General features: G+C 72.4%; 14 protein-coding genes and 1 tRNA gene. 5 read left to right on the top strand and 10 right to left on the bottom strand.

Annotated features, from left to right (window positions below):
* Positions 1-16 precede the first annotated feature (16 nt).
* The 5 genes from addA to tsaE are packed head-to-tail and all read right to left on the bottom strand — an operon-like array spanning position 17 to position 8,658.
* Complete coding sequence (gene addA, locus ACI6GS_RS16840) at positions 17-3,445, bottom strand: double-strand break repair helicase AddA (RefSeq protein ID WP_439814615.1); 3,429 nt, start codon at positions 3,443-3,445, stop codon at positions 17-19.
* Positions 3,442-6,384 carry a double-strand break repair protein AddB gene (addB, locus tag ACI6GS_RS16845; RefSeq protein WP_439814616.1) on the bottom strand — a complete coding sequence of 981 codons (2,943 nt, stop codon included), beginning with the start codon at positions 6,382-6,384 and terminating at the stop codon, positions 3,442-3,444. Before addB ends, addA begins: the two co-directional genes overlap by 4 nt.
* Positions 6,385-6,399: 15 nt before the next feature.
* Positions 6,400-7,134: a nucleotidyltransferase family protein gene (locus ACI6GS_RS16850; RefSeq protein ID WP_439814617.1), complete on the bottom strand. Its 735-nt coding sequence runs from the start codon at positions 7,132-7,134 to the stop codon at positions 6,400-6,402.
* Between the two features lie 16 nt (positions 7,135-7,150).
* Positions 7,151-8,206 carry an aminoglycoside phosphotransferase family protein gene (locus tag ACI6GS_RS16855; RefSeq protein ID WP_439814618.1) on the bottom strand — a complete coding sequence of 352 codons (1,056 nt, stop codon included), beginning with the start codon at positions 8,204-8,206 and terminating at the stop codon, positions 7,151-7,153.
* Positions 8,203-8,658 carry a tRNA (adenosine(37)-N6)-threonylcarbamoyltransferase complex ATPase subunit type 1 TsaE gene (tsaE, locus tag ACI6GS_RS16860; RefSeq protein WP_439814619.1) on the bottom strand — a complete coding sequence of 152 codons (456 nt, stop codon included), beginning with the start codon at positions 8,656-8,658 and terminating at the stop codon, positions 8,203-8,205. The genes ACI6GS_RS16855 and tsaE overlap by 4 nt, the downstream gene beginning before the upstream one ends.
* 118 nt (positions 8,659-8,776) lie before the next feature.
* Here tsaE and ACI6GS_RS16865 point away from each other — a divergent pair, with 118 nt between their 5' ends.
* From ACI6GS_RS16865 to ACI6GS_RS16875, 3 genes are all read left to right on the top strand, one after another.
* The gene (locus ACI6GS_RS16865; RefSeq protein WP_439814620.1) at positions 8,777-9,799 is read left to right on the top strand and encodes an NAD(P)/FAD-dependent oxidoreductase; all 1,023 of its coding nucleotides are present in this window, start codon (positions 8,777-8,779) and stop codon (positions 9,797-9,799) included.
* An 85-nt stretch (positions 9,800-9,884) separates the two neighbouring features.
* Positions 9,885-10,520, top strand: a complete 636-nt coding sequence (locus ACI6GS_RS16870) for an OB-fold-containig protein (protein WP_439814621.1) — start codon at positions 9,885-9,887, stop codon at positions 10,518-10,520.
* Between the two features lie 21 nt (positions 10,521-10,541).
* Positions 10,542-12,242 (top strand): flotillin family protein, encoded by a 1,701-nt coding sequence (locus ACI6GS_RS16875; protein WP_439814622.1) that lies wholly within the window; start codon positions 10,542-10,544, stop codon positions 12,240-12,242.
* Positions 12,243-12,254: 12 nt separating this feature from the next.
* On the opposite strand, the gene ACI6GS_RS16880 is transcribed toward ACI6GS_RS16875, so the two are convergent.
* The 5 genes from ACI6GS_RS16880 to ACI6GS_RS16900 all read right to left on the bottom strand — a co-directional run bounded on the left by ACI6GS_RS16880 (position 12,255) and on the right by ACI6GS_RS16900 (position 14,647).
* Positions 12,255-12,752, bottom strand: coding sequence for a hypothetical protein (locus ACI6GS_RS16880; protein WP_439814623.1), 498 nt, complete (start codon positions 12,750-12,752; stop codon positions 12,255-12,257).
* Positions 12,753-12,809: 57 nt separating this feature from the next.
* Positions 12,810-13,061: a hypothetical protein gene (locus tag ACI6GS_RS16885; protein ID WP_439814624.1), complete on the bottom strand. Its 252-nt coding sequence runs from the start codon at positions 13,059-13,061 to the stop codon at positions 12,810-12,812.
* A gap of 96 nt (positions 13,062-13,157) precedes the next feature.
* A complete protein-coding gene (locus ACI6GS_RS16890; protein ID WP_439814625.1) occupies positions 13,158-13,313 on the bottom strand; it encodes a hypothetical protein in 156 nt (51 codons plus the stop codon).
* An 81-nt stretch (positions 13,314-13,394) separates the two neighbouring features.
* Positions 13,395-13,471, bottom strand: a tRNA-Pro gene (locus tag ACI6GS_RS16895).
* Positions 13,472-13,627: 156 nt separating this feature from the next.
* On the bottom strand, positions 13,628-14,647 hold the full coding sequence (locus tag ACI6GS_RS16900; RefSeq protein ID WP_439814626.1) for a polyprenyl synthetase family protein: 1,020 nt from the start codon (positions 14,645-14,647) through the stop codon (positions 13,628-13,630).
* Between the two features lie 253 nt (positions 14,648-14,900).
* Between ACI6GS_RS16900 and ACI6GS_RS16905 the strand changes: the two genes are divergently transcribed.
* Together ACI6GS_RS16905 and ACI6GS_RS16910 are read left to right on the top strand one after the other, a co-directional pair.
* Positions 14,901-15,113, top strand: a complete 213-nt coding sequence (locus ACI6GS_RS16905; protein WP_439814627.1) for a putative signal transducing protein — start codon at positions 14,901-14,903, stop codon at positions 15,111-15,113.
* Positions 15,113-15,838, top strand: coding sequence for a tRNA1(Val) (adenine(37)-N6)-methyltransferase (locus ACI6GS_RS16910; protein ID WP_439814628.1), 726 nt, complete (start codon positions 15,113-15,115; stop codon positions 15,836-15,838). The genes ACI6GS_RS16905 and ACI6GS_RS16910 overlap by 1 nt, the downstream gene beginning before the upstream one ends.
* The last annotated feature ends 58 nt before the right edge of the window (positions 15,839-15,896 follow it).

The raw sequence follows: 15,896 nt of genomic DNA on the forward strand, positions 1-15,896 counted from the left end.
AAACAGCGGCGCCGTGTCAACCGCCGGGAGGCTCGCGCGACGCCGCCAGCGCCCGCTCCATCAGGGCATCCGGCAGCCACATCAGGCGCGGGCCGAATGTCCAGATCAAGCCGGCGCGCACCGGCCTGCCGGGATGGATCGCCTGGAGCAGCGCGCGGTACAGGGCCATCTGCAGGATGTAGGCGGGATCGACCTTCACCACGTCCAGCGGCGGCGGACGGCTGGTCTTGAAGTCGATGACCTGGATGCCGTCGGCGGCCACGCGCAGGCGATCCACCTGGCCCGTGACGAAGCGGCCATCGATGCGGCCGCACAGCGGCACCTCGGCCCGGCTGCCCGGACCGAACAGGTCTGCCGTCTGTGGGTCACGCAGCAAAGCCAGCGTCTCGCCCGCGATCTCGTCCTGCGCCGCGGCCTCCAGGCCATGGCCAGGCTCCGCCAGCCAGCGCCGCGCCGCCGGGTCGCGGGCACCGGGCTCCAGGTCGGGCAGGGTCTGTAGCAGGCGGTGGATCAGGCGCCCGCGCTGCCAGCGCAGCGCCCCAGCCTGTCCCAGGGGGCTGGCCGCGGCCGCCTGCGATGGCGCCAGCCAGTGCTCGTCCGGCGGCGGCGGGGCGGGCCGGCGGGCAAAGGCCGGCAGGTCGTCCACGGCGGCGGTTCGGGCCGGCGGTTCCGGTCGGTGCTGCGGCGGGCCGACCTGCTGATGCGCGAAGCGACGCACCACCTGCCCATCCTCGTCCACGACCTGCTCCGCCTCGGCGAAGGCGGGCTCGACGAGGCGGTACCAGGATTGCGCGTCCGGCTGGCGGCGGCCATGAAAGCCCGCGATGTAGAGCCGGTCCTCCGCCCGCGTCAGGGCGACATAGAGCAGGCGCCGCTGCTCCGCCTCGCGCGCCGCCTTGGCGGCATCACGCAGGGCGACCAGCGGGGGGATCTGCTTCGCGACCCCCGGCGCCCAGAGCGGCGGCCCATCGGGCGGCCAGACCAGCGCGCCTGCGATCGTGGGCACGGCGCAGGTGTCGGGCAGGATCACGATCGGCGCCTCCAGCCCCTTGGAGGCATGGACAGTCAGGACGCGCACCTCGTCGCGGCCGCGCTCCATGTCGCGCTTGGCTTCAGGCTCGTTGCGGGCGATCCAGTGCACGAAGGACTGCAGCGACGGCACCCCTTCCCGCTCGAAGGCCAAAGCCTGGGCCAGGAACTCGTCGATCGCGTCGATCGCCTCCGGCCCCAGGCGCCCGGCCAGGCGCGCGCGCCCGCACATGGGGCCCAGGACGTGGGAAAAGAACTCGAACGGCGGCACCCGGTCGGCCAGGGCCATCACCTCCGCCAGGATGCCGTGCGCCCGCACCAGGTCGGGCGCTGCCCCGTCCCCGGACGCGCGGGCCCGGAGCACGGTCCACAGGCGATCGGGGCCGCGCTCATGCGCCAGGGCGAACAGCGCCTCGTCGTCCCAGCCGATCAGGGGCCCCTTCAGCACGGTGGCCAGGTTCAGGTCGTCCTGCGGCAGAAGCACGGCGCGCGCCAGCGCCAGCAGGTCCATGACCGCCAGGTGGCTGGTCAGGACCAGCCGGTCGCTGCCGGCCACCGGCACGGCAAGGCCCTTCAGCGCGCGCACGATGGCCGGGCCGAACGGGTCGCGCCGGCGCAGCAGGATCATGATGTCGCCGGGGCGCACGGCGCGGCCGCGCGCGTGCAGGATCTCGCCCGTGTCCAGCCAGCGACGGATGCGCCGGGCAATGCGCAGCGCCAGGCGCTCGCACGGGTCGTCCTGGCGTTCCTGCCGTGTCGGCGCTTCGAAGCCCGACGCGGCGGCATCCGGCTCCTCGTCCGCATCCTCCTTGCGCGGTCCCTCCGGCGGCCACAGCTCGACCAGGCCGGCCTGTCCCTCCCGCGCGGCCTGGTGGGCCACGGCCTCCCGGCCCAGGCCGGCGCGCATCTCGGCCGGAGCAAAGACCCGGTCGACCAGATCCAGGATGACGGGGGCGGAGCGGAACGAGACATGCAGCGGCTGCTCGATGAAGGCCGTCTCCGCCGCGCGGGCGCGTGCCGCCAGGCGGTCGGCGCTGGCGGCGAAGGCGTCCGGATCGGCCCCCTGGAACGAGAAGATCGACTGCTTCAGATCGCCCACGGCGAAGATCGAGCGGCGCCCGGTGTTCGCCCCGCTGCCGGCGAAGAACTCGCCCGTCAGCGCCTCCACCAGGCGCCATTGCGCGGGGCTGGTGTCCTGCGCCTCGTCGATCAGGACGTGCTCCAGACCGTCGAGCTTGTAGAGCACCCAGGGGGCGATCCCCGGCCGTTCGAGCAGGTCGCGCGCACCCCGGATCAGGTCGTCGAAATCCAGGGCAGACAGCCGTCCCTTCGCCGCGCCATAGGCGGCCAACTCGTCCAGGGCCAGGCGCAGCAGGGCCGCGGTCGCGCGCAGCGCCGTCGCCTTGGCATGCGCCTCGCGCACCGCCAGCACCCGGTCGCGCTCCCCGGCCAGGACGTCCTCCAGCCAGTCATGCTTCTTCAGCACCGGCTTGGTCGCCAGGCTGGCGCGCGGGGCACCCTCCGCCGTCAGGTAGGCCAGGCAATAGGCGTCGAACGCGCCCAGGCGCTGGCCCTCCGCCGCCGCCAGGAAGGCGGCGATGGCATTGGCCTTGTCCTCGTCCGTCTTGCCGCCCAGCAGCAGGGCCTGCACGGCATCGCGCAGCCGCGCCCGCGGGAAGGCGCCCTCCGCCACCGCGGCGGCCAGGATCCCCTCCGGGTCGCCCGCGTCCGCCGCCTGGGCCAGCAGGGAACGGGCGGCGTCCAGCAGCGCGCCATGATCGGACACCGCGGCCAGGTCCGCCATGCGCAGGCGCCGGCCACCCAGGTCCGCCATCAGGCTGGCGAAGGGCATCTCGTCGGCCAGCTCGGCGATCAGGGCCAAGGCCTGCCCCAGGGGCGAGGCGCCCTCGGCGATGCCGCGCGCCAGGATCGCCTCCCGCACCTCCTGCGCGACGCCGGCCGCATCCTCCAGCGTTGCGAAATGCGGCGCCACGCCCGCCTCCAGCGGAAAGCGGCGCAGGAGGCCCTGGCAGAAGCCGTGCAGCGTGTCGATGCGCAGTCCGCCCGGCGTGTCGAGGACGCTGGCGAACAGCTTGCGTGCCTGGGCGATGGTCTCCGGCTCCGGCGGCTCGCCGGTCAGCGCCACCAGGGCGGCGCGCAGCTCCGCCTCCGGCATCGCGGTCCAGGATCCCAGGCGCTGCATCAGGCGATTGGCCATCTCTGCCGCCGCCGCCCGCGTATAGGTCAGGCAGACGATCCGCGCGGGCGAGACGCCCGCCAGAAGAAGGCGGATCATGCGGTTGGTCAGCACGGTCGTCTTGCCCGTGCCGGCATTGGCGCTGACCCAGACGGACCGTCCGGGATCGGCGGCGCTGCGCTGGGCCAGCACGGCCCGGTCGCGCGGCAGGCCGCTCATGTCTCGGCGTCCAGCAGCGGCGCCCATTCCGCGATGCGGGCCAGGTGCTCATAGTCGTTGGCCGTCGCATAGGCTGGGCGGGGCCGTGCAAGATAGGGCGTCTCCACCCGGTCGAATGCGGCGACCAGGTCGGTCAGCCGCGCCAGCGCCGCCGCGGCGTGGTCGGCCGGCGCGCCCTTCACCAGCGCGACGCGGTCCTTGCCCGTGGCACCCTTCAGCTGCCAGTACTCCAGCGCGGCAACCCCCTGCCCGCCATCCACGCCCGGAAAGCCGCCGCCCAGCGCGATCGCCGCCTCCAGCGGCAATTGCGGAGCGAAGCCCAGGTCGATCCAGTCCTGCTTGGGAATGCCGCCAGTCTTGTAGTCGATGATGGCCAGGCCGCCGGGGCCGGCGTCGATCCGGTCGGCCTTGGCCTTCACCGTGAAGCTGCCACCGGGCGCCGCCAGGTCCAGCGCACCTTCCACCTCGCTCACCAGCGGCCGCCAGCCCAGGGCACGGCGGCGCTGCTCCTGCTCCAGGAACCAGCGGGCGATCACCTGGAAGCGCGGCCACCAGAAGGCCCGCGCCGCGGGCCGGTCCAGCGTCGCGCCAAAAGCCCTGCGCCCGACCTCCACCAGGTGGCGATAGGCGTCCTCGCCCGCCAGCGGCCGCTCGCCCCAGTCGCGCAGGAACTGGTCCAGCGCGTCATGGATCGCGGTGCCGCGGTCGGCGGCGCTGGGATCGGCGTCCAGGTCGTCCAGGCGCCGCAACTTCAGGATCTGCCGGGCATAGAGGGCGTAGGGATTGCGCACCCATTGCTCGACCTGGGTGACATAGAGCACGCGCGGCCGCACCGACAGCGGCGGGCGGGGCTGCGGCGGCGGCGGCGGGGCACCCTCCGCCGGATCCAGGGCGGCAACCCAGCCGGATGCCGGGTTCGGCGGCGGCGGCCGTCCGGCCAGCGCCTCAAGCCGCGCCAGCCAGCGCGCCTGGACCGTGGGCGTCCCCTCAACCTTCGTCGCGCGCGACAGCACGACCTCCGGCCCGCTGGCGGCCACGGCGAAGTCGTGGGCCGACTGGCCGATGCGCCGCTCGGCCGGGGGCAGGCCCAGGTCCTGCCGCATCCGGGGCGAGAGCCACGGGTCGACGTCCGGCAGTGCGGGCCAGGTCCCCTCGTTCAGCCCGGCCAGGATCACGCGGTCGGCCCCCTGAAGCCTAGCCTCGATCGGGCTCCAGATGGCGATGCGGGGATCGGTGCCAAAGGTCGGGCGCACCACGCTTCCCGCCATCAGTTCGGTCAGCAGCGGCGCCAGGGCGCGCCCGGCCAGCGGCGCCAGTACCGCCGCCGCGCGCCGCGCCTCGTCCACGAAGCCCGCCAGCGCTTCGCCCTCGGCCCCGCGCCACAGGCGCTCGGACCCCGGCTCCTCGGCCGTCGCGGCCAGGGCCTCGGCCGCGGCGACGAGCGCGTCGATCAATCCGTCCAGCGGCGTCTGCGGGGCCGCCACCCGGTCCAGGAGGACGCCGCAGGACGCCTCGATCCGGTCCAGGATCGAGGCAAGGCGCGGCTGCTCGCCCCGCTCCGCGACCAGCGCGGCCAGGGCGCGGCGCAGGCCCGCCAGTCCGGGCGCCGGCCGCACGCCACGCAGCACCCGACGCTCTAGCTGGCGGACGTCGGACAGGTGGGTCCGGCGATCGACGCCCAGGCTTGCCAGCGGATGCTTCAGGCAGGCCAGCAACGGCACCGGGGCCAACTGGTGCACCGCCATCTCCGCCAGCAGGCGCAGGAAAACCGCCCCCTCGGTGCGGGCCAGCGGCCGCCCCGCGGAATCGTCGACCTTCAGGTCGAAGCGGCCAAGCTCTGCCGCCACCCGCCGCGCCAGGCCGCGATCGGGCGTCACCAGCGCGGTGCGGGCGCCAGGCACCTCAAGACCCTGGCGCAGCAGCAGGGCGATCGCCGCGGCCTCGTCCCGCGGCGAGGCCGCCTCCAGCAGGCTCAGGCCGCTATAGGCCGCGTCCAGGGGCAGGTGCCTGCGCGCCTCGGCCCAGTCGGCCGTGGCCCGGGCCGGGCGCAGCGCCACGGACAGCAGGTGCGCGCGGGGGCTGGGCGGCCCCGCGGTCCCCGGCCACGGCCGCACGTCCGCGCGGGACGCCCGCATGCGGCGCAGCAGCAGCGCCAGGCCCGCCTGCGGGTGGCCCGGGTCCAGCGCGTCGAAGGCCTCGTCGTCGAGGCTGAAGTCCAGGGCCGGCAGGACGACGGCACCACGCTCCAGCCGCGCCACCAGCGACAGCAGGTCCGCCGTGGCCGGGATCGAACCGGTGGAGCCGGCGGCGATCACCCAGCCGCGCGGCGAGGCATGGGTCCAGCGCCGGGCCTGCTCGCGTATCAGCCGGATGCGGCGGTCGGCAAAGTCGATCTGGCCCCGTTCGCCCAGGACCGCCGGCCATGCCCTGGTCAGGATCTCCAGGAATTCCAGACTGTCCTGCCAGTGCTGCGCCAGGTCGGCCGGCACCAGGTCGGCCAGGCGATGAAGATCGACCTCCTCCGTCGCCGCCTCGTCCAGCAGGTCGGCCAGGGCGCGCGCCAGCTTCAACGCCTGGGTCGGCTCCATGGCCGCGCCAGCCGGCCGACGCGCCGCGACCAGGCGCGACAGCAGCATCAGGCGCTCCAGTGGGGCGATGGCCGGCGGCAGGTCCAGCCCCTCGGCGATGACCAGTTCGTCCTCGTCCAGGTCGCCCAGGGCGGCAATGCGCGGCAGGATCAGCGCGGTCGTGCCCGCCGCCTTCAGGAACGCTTCCGTCAGGGCGCGGACAGCGCGGCGGTTGGGCAGCAGGATCAGCGTTTCGCCCAGGTCGTTCTCCTGGGGCGCGCCCGCCTGCCGCAGCAGGTCCAGCAGGCCGCGCGCCAGGGCGTCCAGGAACGGCGTGCCCGCAGGGATCGCGAACAGCCGCGGGTCTGCCATGGTGCGGGCGACGCCCTACCAGGCCTCGGCCAGGACGGCCTCGGCGGCGCGCACGCCGGCCGGCGTGCCGACATGCATCCACTGCCCCTCGAAGCGCTGGCCGAACAGGCGGCCGTTCGCCTCCGCCTCGTCAAAGACGCGGGCCAGGCCGAAATGACCAGGGGGGCGGGCCTCGACCAGCGTCCGCTTCAGCAGCGCCAGCCCGCCATAGACAAAGGGCGCGACCGTCGTCTCGGGCCGGCGCTTCAGGCGTCCATCGGGCGCCATCAGGTAGTCGCCCTGCCCCTCGTACCCGACCGCCAGCGGTGCCGGCACCGCCAGGAGCAGCACGTCCATCTGCGCCGGATCCCAGCGCTGGATGAACGACCGAACGGTGTGGCGCATCCCGTCGCGCCACATGGCATCAACATTCAGGACCAGGATCGCATCGCCCGCCAGCAGCGGCAGGGCCTGGCGCAGCGCGCCTCCCGTCTCCAGCAGGCGCTCCGTCTCGTCCGAGATCACGACCTCCGGCGGCCGGCCCACGCGGCCCGCCAGGTGGCTTCGGACCTGCTCCGCCAGGTAGTGGACGTTGACGACGGCGCGTCCCAGCCCCGCCTCGGCCACGCGGTCCAGCGCCCGGTCCAGCAGGGTGCGCCCGGCGACCTGCACCAGCGCCTTCGGCACCGTCTCGGTCAGCGGACGCATGCGGGTGCCAAGGCCCGCGGCCAGGATCATCGCGCCCATCTCTGCGGTGGCTTGGTCGCTCATTGCAATGCTTGCCTGTCTATCGACTTCCGGTTGAAGCGTCCATGCCCGCGTGCCGCCAGTCCCCGCGTTGCCGCGCGTGGGGCAGCCAGCGGTCGAACCAGGCGGCGACCGGGGCACAGGCCGGATGTGCCAGGTCGGCCTCCAGGTGGCGCCAGACGCGCGGCAGCAGGTCCAGGTACCAGGGCTTGCCGTCGCGCTCCATCAGGCGAACGAACAGGCCGACGATGCGGGCATTGCGTTGCGCGCCCAGCACGCGATAACCGCGCTCGAACGCCTCAGGGTCCAGTCCGCGCAGGGCCGCATAGGACGCGATCATCGCCGTCTCCAGCCCCACGCCGACGTCGCGCCGCGCATCCTGGAGCAGCGAGACAAGGTCATAGGCGGCGGGGCCCACGCTGGCGTCCTGGAAGTCCAGCAGGCCGACACGCGCCAGTCCCTGCCGGTCCGGCAGCCACATCAGGTTCATCGCATGATAGTCGCGCAGGACCAGGACGGGCGCCGCGGTTTCCACCTCGGGCCAGACCGCCGCCCAGGCGGCGCGAAAGCCAGCCATCGCCGCGTCGGGCATGGCCCCGCCCAGAACCGCCGGCAGGTACCATTCGGGGATCAGTTCCGGCCCGGCGCAGAATGTCGCGCGGTCATAGGCGGGCACGGTGAAGGTGCTGCCGTCGGGCAGGTTCGCGGGCTGCGGCAGCGGCCGCTCCGCCAGATCGGCCAGCAGGGCGACGGCGGCCCGGTACAGCGCCTCCTCTTCGCCCTCGCCCCGCGCCAGCAGTGCGGCGAAGGTGTCGTCGCCCAGGTCCTCCAGCAGCAGGAAGCCGTTGACGACATCGGCCGCCAGGATCCGCGGCGGGCTGTAGCCCTGGGCCAGCAGGTGCCGCGCCAGCGCCACGAACGGGCGCGTATCCTCCCGTCCCGGCGGCGCATCCATCAGCACCAGGCTGCCCGCCCCCGCCCCGATCCGCTCATAGCGGCGGAACGAGGCATCGCCCGAGATCGGCACCCGGGTTGCGCCGCCCAGGCCCTGTGCGGCCAGGAAGGCGCGAATGTCGGCGTCGCGCGCAGGCGTCATGTCAGGTCCTCCAGCCGCGCGGCCCAGCCGCCATGGCCCACAAGGCGGACCGTCCGCCCCTCGCCCGCATGGGCCAATTCGATGTCCAGGCGCTCCTCCGGCAGCAGCGGGCCCAGCCGGTCCGGCCACTCGATCAGGCTGATGCCGTGCGCCAGGGCCTCCTCCAGCCCCAGTTCCCAGGCCTCGTCCGGGCGCTTCAGGCGGTACAGGTCGAAATGCCAGACCGTCGCCGGGTCCACTTCATAGGTCTGCACCAGGGTGAAGGTCGGGCTCGGCACATCCTCGTCCACGCCCAGGGCCTCCAGCAGGCCGCGCGCCAGGGCGGTCTTGCCCGCCCCCAGGTCACCATGCAGGGCAAGCACGTCGCCTGGCCGCAGCAGGCCCGCCAGACGGGCGCCGAATGCCGCGGTTGCCTGCGGGTCGGCCAGGGTCAGGACGGGGGAATCACCCATGCACCCGTTCTAGCGGTCCCCCGATCCCAGGTCACGAACCTGATAGACGATGGTTGCACCGTGTCGGCACCGCCCGCATGGTGCGCACTCCTTCGCAAGGCAGAGCAGTCGCACGCCCATGTCAGAGCTTATCGAGACCGACGTCGCCATCATCGGAGCCGGCCCCGTCGGCCTGTTCGCCGTCTTCCAGGCGGGCATGCTGGGTCTGAAATCGGTCGTCGTCGACAGCCTGGCGGAAGTCGGGGGTCAGTGCACGGCGCTTTATCCCGAAAAGCCGATCTTCGACATTCCCGGCCACCCCCGCATCGGGGCGGAGGAACTGATCCAGCAGCTTGAGGCCCAGGCAGCCCCCTTTGCGCCGACCTTCTGCCTGGACCAGCAGGTGCTGAGCGTCGAGCCGCGCAGCGATCGGCCGGGCTGGCTGCTGGGCACGGCCAAGGGCACCCGCATCGCGGCCCGCGCCGTGATCCTGGCGGCCGGGGCCGGCGCCTTCGGCCCCAATCGGCCGCCGCTCGACCGCCTGGCTGAGTTCGAGGGGCGCGGCGTGCTGTACCTCGTGCGCCGGCGGGAGGATTTCCGGGGCAAGCGCGTCGTGATCGGGGGCGGCGGCGACAGCGCGATCGACTGGGCGATCAGCCTGGCCGAGGTCGCGGCCAAGGTTTCCGTGGTCCACCGTCGGGCCAAGTTCCGCGCGGCCCCCGGCACCGTCGCCCAGCTGGAGGCGCTGGCCGCCGCCGGCACGATCGATCTGGTCGTGCCCTATCAGCTCAGCGGGCTGGAGGGGGCGGACGGCGTGCTGGACGGGGTGCGCGTCGCCACGCTGGACGGGCAGGAAAAGGTGATCCCGGCCGATGTCCTGCTGCCCTTCTATGGCCTGGCCATGACGCTGGGCCCCATCGCCGACTGGGGCCTTGCGCTGGACCGCAGCCACATCCAGGTCGATCCCGCCACCATGGCCACCAATCGCGACGGCTTCTTTGCCGTGGGCGACATCGCGCACTATCCGGGAAAGCTCAAGCTGATCCTGTCGGGCTTTGCCGAAGCGGCGATGGCCGCGCACGCGATCTATCCGCTGGTGCACCCGGACAAGGCGCTGCACTTCGAGTACTCGACGACCAAGGGGCCGCCCGGCAGCGCCTGAGGACCGGCCAATCGACCCCTGGGTGATCGTGTTCACAGGCAGCGGCCGCACCGGGTGATGTATCCTCCGTAGCGGGAGGACCGCGATGATCGAGCTGCTGCTGGGGGAACCGTCCCGCGCCTTTGCCGTGGCGCTGTGCCTGGTCGCGGGCCTGGCGCTGCTGGAGGCGCTGCTGCTGGCCATCGCCGGCAGCTCGGTCGCGACCTGGCTGGACGGCTTCCTGCCCGATCATCTGGAGGTCGATCACGACGTGGCCGGCGCCCATGGGGGCGGCGGCGTGCTGGACTGGCTGGGCGTCGGGCATGCGCCCCTGCTGGTCGTCCTGATCGCCATGCTGACCCTGTTCGGCCTGGCCGGCCTGGGCCTCCAGGCGGCCGCCCTGGCGCTGGGCGGGGCAGCGCTGCCCGACTGGGCGGCAGGGCTGCCCGCCCTGGCGGTGGCGGCGTTCGGCACGCGCTGGCTGGCGCGCCGGCTCGCCCGGCTGCTGCCGTCGGTCGAAACCTCCGCCCAGTCGGTCGACGGGCTGGTCGGCGCCCGCGCCGTCCTGACCCTTGGCGCCGCGACCGCCGGCATGCCGGCGCAGGCCAAGCTGCGCGACGCGCATGGCCGCACCCACTACGTCCTGGTCGAACCCGAGGACGCGCGCGAGACACTGACCGAAGGCATGCCCGTGCGCCTGACCGCGCGGCGCAATGCCGTCTTCCTGGCCCGCCCCGACTGATCCCATCGCAGGAGCCCGACCATGGACCTTATCGCCATCCTGGTACCCACCGTCATCATCCTGGTGGCCCTGGTCGCCATCGGCTTCATCATCGCGCGCCTGTACATGCGGGCGTCCAAGGAGATCGCCTTCGTCCGCACCGGCGCCGGCGGCCAGACCGTAGTGGTGGATGGCGGCGCACTGGTCCTGCCCGTGCTGCACGAGGTCATACCCGTCAACATGAACACGCTGCGCCTGGAGGTGCGGCGGGCGGCGGAGCAGGCCCTGATCACCAAGGACCGCATGCGTGTCGACGTGCAGGCCGAATTCTATGTCCGCGTCCAGCCGACCAAGGAATCGATCGCCAATGCCGCCCAGACGCTTGGCCGCCGCACGATGCAGCCCGGCGCCCTGAAGGAACTGGTCGAGGGCAAGTTCGTCGACGCGCTCCGCGCCGTCGCCGCCGAGATGAGCATGGAAGAGCTGCACGAGAAGCGCGTCGACTTCGTCCAGCGCGTGCAGCGCGCGGTGTCGGAGGACATCCTGAAGAACGGCCTGGAGCTTGAATCCGTCTCGCTCACCGGGCTGGACCAGACCGCGCGTGAGTTCTTCAACCCCAACAACGCCTTCGACGCGGAGGGCCTGACCAAGCTGACCCAGGCGATCGAGGAACGCCGCAAGCGCCGCAACGACGTCGAGCGCGAGACCGAGATCCAGATCCGCACCCGCGACCTGGAGGCGGCCAAGCAGAAGCTGGACCTTGAGCGTTCCGAGGAGGAGGCCCGGATGGCGCAGCAGCGCCAGATCGCGGTCATGAAGGCCGAGCAGGACGCGCAGATCGCGCGCGAGCAGGCGACGCGCAAGCAGGAATCGGAGACGGCCCGTATCCAGGCGGAGCGCGAGACGCGCCTGGCCCAGCTTCAGGCCGACCAGCAGCTCAAGGAGCGCGAGATCGACAATGCGCGCCTGGTGCGCCAGCGCGAGATCGAGCGCGAGCAGGCGGAGGCCCTTGCCGCGCAGGGCCGAGACATCGCCGTCGCCGAACGCTCCAAGGCGCAGTCCGAGGCCAATGCCGAGGCCGAACGCGCCCGCGCCGCTTCGGTCAAGGCGGAGGAGGACGTGGTGACGGTGCGCGAGACGACGCGCGCCGAACGCACAAAGGAACTGGAGCTGATCGTCGCCCGGCAGGCGGCCGAGCGCGAGGCGATCGCGGTGCGCGTCAAGGCCGAGGCGGAGAAGCTGGCCGCCCTCGACGCGGCGGAGGCCGTGCGCACCCAGGCCCAGGCCGATGCCGAACGCGCCCGCATCGCGGCCCAGGGCGAGGCGGAGGCCGAGCGCGCCCGCGCCGACGCCGCCGCGCGCCGCTACGAGGTGGAGGCCGCGGGCCGCGTCGCCCTGAACGAGGCCGACAACAAGCTGAGCGCCGAGATCATCGCGATGCGCACCCGCCTTGCCCTGATCGAGCAGATGCAGGCGATCATTGCCCAATCGGTGAAGCCGATGGAGCGCATCGAATCGATCCGCATCATGCAGGTCGACGGCATGGCGGGCGGCGGCACAGGCCATGCCAACGGCACCGCGGCACCCACCTCGCCCGGCGACGCGGTGGTGCAGAGTGCGCTGCGCTACCGCGCCCAGGCCCCGCTGATCGACGCGCTGCTGGGCGAACTGGGCCTGACCCAGGACGCCACCGGCCTGCCCTCCCTCGCCAGCCTGGCCCAGCCACCCCAGACCAAGGGTTAGGCCGCAAGAGGATCAGACGGTCGCACCGGTCAGGAGGGCGCCCCAGCCGGTATCGACGAACGGCGCCCGTCGGACCTCAACCGCGCGGTCGTCCGCCTCGAAGCGCACGACCCAGCGCGAATACTCGTCCGTCTCTGCCTCATGAACGCTCAGCCACAGCCGGTCGTCCGCATCCACGATCACGCCCAGGATTGTCCAGCAGTCGAGCGGTGGACCGGCACGCCAGCCCAGGCGCGCCTGCCGGGCCTGGCTGACCGCGTCGACGGCGCGTGGCAGCAGCGTCGCCTCAAGCTGCCCCAACGCCGATTCGAGCCGCGCGACACCACCTGCGCGGGGCGGTCCGGCGGGGAACCAGGGCCCCTCCGCCTCGATCAGGACCAGGTCCGGCGCCCTCGCCAAGTGTCGCGCCACGCCGGTCCACATGGGGCAATCCACGGCCGCACGGAGCATGCCCAGAACCTCATGCCGGAACAGGCCCTCGTCCCCCTCGACCGGCCAGGCGTCTCTCACGGCGCTCCCCCGCGGCGCCCGACCGGACGCCGCGGGCGGGCAGTCATATTCGGTCGGTCAGACCGGATGGGCGGAATAGTGCGTCGCATGGGCCATGCCGATCGCGGTGGCGCGGCCCATCGAATCCTCTTCCTCGGCGATGATGCGGTCCAGCATCTCGATGTCGGCCTGCACCTCGCGCAGGGCAATCGCGCTGGTCAGCGCGCCGCGGCTACCGCAGGCAGGCGCCACGGCCATGTTGTGCAGCAGCTTGCGCCGATACCCGACCAGGGCCTCGCGAACCTTGCGTGCGGCGTCCAGATCGTCCATGGCGTTTCTCCCGTGTTGTTTCTCGCCATAAGCATACACACGGAACTTTGATCCCTGTAAACGGCGTTCAATCGATACCGACGGGATCTCTACGCCTCAGTCGCGGGACGGGGCAAGGAACGCGATCGTGACCAGCAGGGTCAGGAAACCCAGCACCACGGCCATCACCGCCTCCTCGCGCTCGCCGCGCATTTTCAGGAGCCAGATCGCATAGCCCGAGACGGCCACGGCAAAGACGAGCCCCCAGGTCACCGGCGGTTTCCCGGGCAGACGCATGTTCCAATTTGGAGGAGGCCAGGAGAGGTCCTGGCGGGATCAAGTCATGGACTTGAATGGTCGGGGCGAGAGGATTCGAACCTCCGGCCTCTTGCTCCCGAAGCAAGCGCTCTACCAGGCTGAGCTACGCCCCGACACTGTGTCCCGCATCGCCCGAAGCGGCGGGAGGCGCGTCTGATACACCGCACCACCGGCCGCTGCAAGCCCCTGGCGCACCGGAATGCACCGGGTGCCAGAACGCCGCACCAGGGCAACGACCCGGTGGCCGCACCCGGGGCGCCGGCGACGCCTCAGTAGCCGCGCTCGATCACGAACTCGACGGTGTCCGACAGGATCTGCTTCATCTCGCTGTCGGGGAAGATCGCCAGGGCATCGCGGGCCACGGCGCCGTAATGACGCGCCCGCTCCACCGTGTCGCGAATCGCGTTGTACTTGCCCAGCAGCGCCATGGCATGGGCCAGCGCCCCGTCGTCCTGCTCGCCCTGCTCCAGCGCGCGGCGCCAGAACGCGCGCTCCTCGTCCGTGCCGCGCCGGAAGGCCAGCACGACGGGCAGCGTCATCTTGCCCTCTCGGAAATCATCGCCGATGGTCTTGCCCAGGCTGGCTTGGCGCGCGGCATAGTCCAGTGCGTCGTCGACCAGCTGGAACGCGATGCCAAGGTTGCGGCCATAGGCCTCCAGCGCATCCTCCTCGACGCGCGGCCGCTCGGCCACCACGGCGCCGACCCGGCAGGCGGCAGAGAACAGGGCCGCCGTCTTGGATGCGATCACCTTGAGATAGGCATCCTCGGACGTGGACGTGTCGGCCGTCGTCATCAGCTGCATCACCTCGCCCTCGGCGATCACGCGCGAGGCGTTGCTGAGGATGGCGAGCACGGCGAGCGAGCCATCCTCCACCATGAGCTGGAACGAGCGGGTGAACAGGAAATCGCCGACCAGCACGCTGGCCGAATTGCCCCAGACCATGTTGGCGGTCGACTGGCCGCGCCGCATTTCGCTGGCATCGACCACGTCGTCATGCAGCAGGGTCGCGGTGTGGATGAACTCGACGCACGCCGCCAGCTTGATGTGGCGCTCGCCGCGATAGCCGCACAGCCGCGCCGCGGCCAGCAGCAGCATGGGCCGCAGCCGCTTGCCGCCGGAGGCGATCAGATGCCCGGCCAGTTCGGGAATTAGGGGCACTTCGCTGGTCATCAGGCGCAGGATCGTCTCGTTGACCCGGCCCAGGTCCGCTGCCACCAGGGCGGCAAGCTGGTCCAGCGCAGAGCGCTGCTGGCCCCGTTCGCCTTCCAGTGTGACTACGACACCCAAGATGACCTCACCCTCAGGACGACTGGCGGAATGCGCCATTCAGGATGGCCGACCGCGCAGTACTATTGCGGCTGCACACTAGGTGTGGCGCTTTGGACGGGTCAAGCCGCCGTGCTGCCACATGGCCGAACAGGCTGGGCAACCCGGGCCGGGTCAAGGCGCCCGGGCCGGCACCCCTGCCCGGCCGCCTGGCAGACCCGTTTGGCGTGCCAAGCATCTGCACTATACGCCTGGACCACAGGATGGGAACGCCATGGTCGAACTGCTCCGCACCAACGACATCGTGCTGCTCTCGTTCTGCGAGGCTTTGCTGCGCGATGCCGGAATCGAGTCGGTGGTGTTCGACAGCCACACGTCCGGCGTCGAGGGCAGCCTGGGCATCCTGCCGCGCCGCCTGATGGTGCTGGACGAGGATGCGGTCCAGGCGCGCGCGATCCTGCGCCAGGCGGAACTGCTGCCGCGGTGATGGACGCCACCACCACGCGCGACGCGCTGCACGATGGCCGGCTGCACCTGGACCAGCCCGGCCGTGGCTATCGCGTCGCGGTCGATCCCATCCTGCTGGCCGCGTTCGTCGCCCCGCGCGGGGCCGCGACCGTGCTCGACGCCGGCTCTGGCACCGGCGCCGCCGCGCTCAGCCTGGCCCTGCGCTGTCCGCACGTGCGGGTCACGGGCCTGGAGCGGGTGGCCGACCTGCGCGACATGGCCGTTGCCAGTGCCGCACGGGCGGGCCTGGCGGAACGGGTGGACTTCGTGCTGGCGGACCTCGCCGCCTTTCGCGCGTCCGCCCCGTTCGACGCGGCGATCTCCAATCCCCCCTATTACGATCCCGCGCGGAGCCCGCCGTCGCCGGAGGTGCTGCGCCGCGCGGGATCTTTGGAGACGATGCCCCTGGCGGCCTGGATCGACCTGATGCTGCGGCGCCTGCGCGGCGGCGGCACCTTTGCCATGGTCCACCGCGCCGAGCGCCTGGCCGAAATCCTGGGGGCCGTGGACGGGCGCTGTGGCGGAATCGACGTCCTGCCCGTGCTGCCGCGCGCAGGCGCGCCGGCCAGCCGTGTCCTGCTGCGGGCCGCCAAGGGGGCGCGCGCGCCGCTGCGCCTGCTGCCGTCGCTGGTGCTGCATGGCGCCGACGGCCGCTACACGCCCGCCGCGCAGGACGTGCTGCGCCGGCTCTGTCCGCTCGGCTGACCGTCCAGGCCTTTGCGCGGCCCGGCACCATGCCCATGTTGCACGGGACACGTTTGCA

The sequence above is a fragment of the Zavarzinia sp. CC-PAN008 genome, from assembly GCF_051903925.1.
Classification (GTDB): Bacteria; Pseudomonadota; Alphaproteobacteria; order Zavarziniales; family Zavarziniaceae.